This is a genomic window from uncultured Leptotrichia sp. (genome assembly GCF_938036635.1).
GTDB lineage: Bacteria > Fusobacteriota > Fusobacteriia > Fusobacteriales > Leptotrichiaceae > Leptotrichia > Leptotrichia hongkongensis.
The window spans coordinates 1-3,923 of sequence record NZ_CALHQO010000308.1; the positions used below are offsets into that span (position 1 = coordinate 1).

Annotated in this window: 4 protein-coding genes; all 4 read right to left on the reverse strand. The window is 29.7% G+C overall.

Annotated features, from left to right (window positions below; translation table 11 throughout):
* Window positions 1-483 (reverse strand): HNH endonuclease (locus tag Q0370_RS06210; RefSeq protein ID WP_299573507.1); only part of this gene is annotated, 483 nt, incomplete at its 3' end.
* Entirely contained in the window at window positions 470-1,507 is a 1,038-nt protein-coding gene (locus Q0370_RS06215) for an AAA family ATPase (RefSeq protein WP_299573511.1), read from the reverse strand. The genes Q0370_RS06215 and Q0370_RS06210, both read right to left, overlap by 14 nt.
* A gap of 48 nt (window positions 1,508-1,555) precedes the next feature.
* Window positions 1,556-1,915 (reverse strand): hypothetical protein, encoded by a 360-nt coding sequence (locus tag Q0370_RS06220; RefSeq protein WP_299573513.1) that lies wholly within the window; start codon window positions 1,913-1,915, stop codon window positions 1,556-1,558.
* A gap of 13 nt (window positions 1,916-1,928) precedes the next feature.
* Window positions 1,929-3,863 (reverse strand): ABC-F family ATP-binding cassette domain-containing protein, encoded by a 1,935-nt coding sequence (locus Q0370_RS06225; protein ID WP_299573516.1) that lies wholly within the window; start codon window positions 3,861-3,863, stop codon window positions 1,929-1,931.
* Window positions 3,864-3,923 lie beyond the last annotated feature (60 nt).

Genomic DNA, 3,923 nt, shown 5'->3' on the forward strand with positions numbered 1-3,923 from the left:
AATAATTATATCTAACTCTAAATAAGATTTTAACTCATAATAATTAAAATAAGGATTCAAAATTCCCATTTCCTTATTTCCAATTTCAATTCCTTTCCCTCTATTACAACTAGAACAAAAAGGTACTAAATTAATAGGTGTTATTGCTAATTTTTCAAATCTACTTTGAGGTAAAACATGATCAAGCCAAAGAGTTCCATAGCCAAAAGGACTACCACAAATTGGACATCGAACTATTTTTCCAATAATTTCTGAACGATATCCGTATTTTTGATTTCCATAAAATTTATCATACAATTTTTTTATCTTTTCATGTTTTGATTCCTTTATCTCGTATAATTTTTTACTTTCTCCTTTTTCTATATATTCTTTTTCTTCTTCAACTAAATCATTTATTTCTTCATTTAATTCTTTTTCAAAATAGTTATTATTTTCTTCTATAATATCTTTTATAGAAAACTCAGGTTTATTAAGCTTTTTCATCTTCAATCTCCATAAATGTACTTAATATTACTCTACCTTCACTCCCCATTATTTTTCTTAATAATTCACGTTCCCTTTCCAATTCCATTCTACTCAATGATGAGATTAATTCATAATATCCTGTATTCTGAATATCTAATCCAAAAATGAGATTATTTAATGTATTAATATTTTCTCCAAATGAATTAATTCCTAATTTCTCAAATGCTTCTATTTCCCTATTACTTTTAATAATTTTTACACAGGAGGTTTGTATTTCTTGCAATACTATTGGATTGTGTGTCGCTATTATACAAATACCATTATTTTTGGTTATTATTTCAATTAATGCTCTTGTGTATGATTTTATCATTGATGGATGTAAAAATAATTCTGGTTCATCTACTAAAACAAATGTTTTTTCTTTAACTTTCAATAACAAAGAAGTTAGGGACAAAAGCACTATTTTTTGACCTGAACTTAATTTTTCAATTTCAGTTTTTAAAAATTTTTTTGTTTCAAGCAAATCATTCTCTATTTTTTGATCTAAATTACTCAATTTTTCCAATAACTTTCTAACCCACTCTTCATAAGAAAATTTTTCCAATATTTCTTCCCACAATTCTTTAGATTTAATCGCAACAGGATTCTGTATTGCAATTATATTATCTACTAATTCTCTATTAAAATAATCAAAAATTGTTTCTTTTTCTTCTATATTTACACTATTTAATCCAATTTGATAAAAATTATCTTTATTTTTTATATCTACAGTTTCATCAAACGGACTATACGATATAAATATTACATTTTCTAAATTTTTTTCATTTTCAACTTCTAAAGCATATGATGTTTCTTCTCCCAATACAGATTTCGCAATATTTTTTAAAAAATGACTTTTTCCTGTTCCATTTTTACCTATAATACAATATGTATTTTTAGGAATTAAGTCTTTTGGATTTACATTAATCTCTAAAACTACCTTTTCATTATCTTGTAATTTCAAATTAAATGCATCTAAATATTTACCTCCTTTACTAGCCATTCTATGCAATTGAGTAATTACTTCGTTTTTATTTCTAAAACGTAAAAACTAACTTCTTAAGAACAATATTTCTTTATTATCTAACATTTCTAAAAATAAGTCTTTATTATAAGCTAAATCATTTGTTAATTTATACCATTTTTTTCTGTCTTTTTTTTTTATATTTTCATTAATAAAATTATAATATTCTTGTGAACCTAAAGTACAGAAATTTTTATCTTCTGGTTTCTTACCTTGACATAATTCAATATAAACTTCTCTTTTATTAGGATAGATATTTATATTCACACTTTCAACAACATCATTTTCATTTTTTAAATAAATTCTTGCTGTTGTTTTATAACCATAATCATCCCAATTATCGTATGAAAAATCTATTTTTCTTAAAAACTCTTCAAATGTATACATGTTTTAATCCTTCCTAATTTAAAATTTCTTCCAACTCCCCACTCTTCACATCCCACTCTTCCATTTTCTCCATCTCTTCTTCTTCCAGCCTGTCGAGCTTTTCCTGCACTTCCATCAGTTTTTCCATATTGTTTTCTTTTCCAGCCTTTTCGTATTCTGCGTTTAAGTTTTCTCTCATTTCTGTAATTTTTTCCATTTCCTTTTCCAGTTTTTCAATATCACGTTTCAATTTTGCGATTTTTCTTGACTGTTCTTTCTGTTCCTGATATGAAAGTTTTTTCTCTTCCTTCATTTCGATGTCTGTTCCTTGAGAAGCTGATTTTGCTGTTTTTAGGCTTTCTTTATAGTCTTCGTAATTTCCTTTGAATTTTGTAAGTCCGTTTTCGTCAAGGCAGTAAATTGTATTGCATATCGTGTCTAAAAAGTGTCGGTTGTGGGAAACGACTAGCATTGTTCCGTCAAAATCCTCCAAAGCATCCTCCAGCACTTCGATGGAATAAACATCCAGATGGTTTGTCGGCTCATCCAGAATCAGAAAGTTAGCTTTTTCCATGTAAAGTTTCAAAAATGCCACACGGACTCTTTCTCCACCACTTAGCATACTGATTTTTTTCTGCACATCGTCACCTGAAAACAAAAATCCGCCTGCGAGTGTTCGCAAATATTCTTCTGTCAAATCAAGTGAATTGTTTATTTCCTGTAAAATTGTGCTTTCCTGTGAAAATTCCTGATGATTCTGATCATAATATCCTATTTTTAGCCTTGTTCCAAACTCAATTTCCCCTGTATCCTTAGACAATTTATCCAAAAGTATTTTTAAAAGCGTAGATTTTCCAATCCCATTTTTTCCAATAATTCCAACTCTTTCTCCACGGAAAAGTTCAAAATTTATATTATTCAAAACTTTTTTTCCGTCAAAGCTTTTAGATAAGTTTCTAACTTTCAGCACATTTTCCCCACTCATTTTAGCCGCTTCAAATTTTAGCCTCATTCTTTGCGGATTAAATACAGGATCTTCCATTCTCTCGATTCTATCCAGTATTTTTTGTCGTCCTTTCGCCTGTCTTGCCTTTATTCCAGCTCGAAATCTGTCAATATATTCCTCCATTTTCTTAATTTTTTCCTGCTCCTTCTCATATCGCTTGATTTCCCCCTTCAAAATCATCTCCTTTTGAAGAATAAACGATGAAAAGTTACCATCATACTTGTGTAATTTTTTATTTTCCAACTCAAAAATTTTTGTACAGACATTATCCAAAAATATTCTATCGTGAGAAACAAGCAAAAACGCCTTATTATACTTTTTCAAATAATCCTCAAGCCACTCAATCGAAATCAAGTCCAGATGGTTTGTCGGCTCGTCCAGAATCAGCAAGTCAGGTTCAGACAAAAGCAGTTTTGCAAGCGAAACACGTGTTCTTTCCCCACCGCTCAAATCCTGCAATAGCAAATTCTCATATTCTCCAGTAAGCTCAAGGCCTGTAAGCACCTGCTTAATCTTGTATTCAATCTCATAACCATTTTTTGCCTCGTAAACAGAAGAAAGTTCCGCAGACTTGTTAATCAGCTTTTCCATTTCATCCTCGTTCGCTGTTCCCAAAAGCATATTAACTTTCTGAATCTCATCCCAAATTTTTCTTTCTTCCTCAAAAATAGTCATCATTTCCTCATAAATCGTATTTTTTTCATCTGAAAACTCTGTATTCTGTGACAAATACCCAATTTTTGTAGCCCCACTTTTCACAATTTCCCCAAACTCATTAAGATTATTCTCATTCCCATCAATCCGCTCTTCCCCCAAAAGCATCCTAATAATTGTAGACTTCCCAGCCCCATTTACCCCTACAAGCCCAATCTTGTCCTTCTCTTCAATCGTAAAATTAACATCTCTCAAAATATATTCCCCCGCAAATTGTTTATATACCTTGTTAAACTGAACTAAACTCATTAAATTTCCTTTCCTTTTCCCCATTTTTATCAAATTATTTTTATTTAAATTTATTTTTAA

Excerpts from the sequence above, each read along its gene's own strand:
- Q0370_RS06215 (WP_299573511.1), bottom strand. The coding sequence starts at position 1,507 with ATGGCTAGTAAAGGAGGTAAATATTTAGATGCATTTAATTTGAAATTA.
- Q0370_RS06220 (WP_299573513.1), bottom strand. The coding sequence starts at position 1,915 with ATGTATACATTTGAAGAGTTTTTAAGAAAAATAGATTTTTCATACGAT.
- Q0370_RS06225 (WP_299573516.1), bottom strand. The coding sequence starts at position 3,863 with ATGAGTTTAGTTCAGTTTAACAAGGTATATAAACAATTTGCGGGGGAA.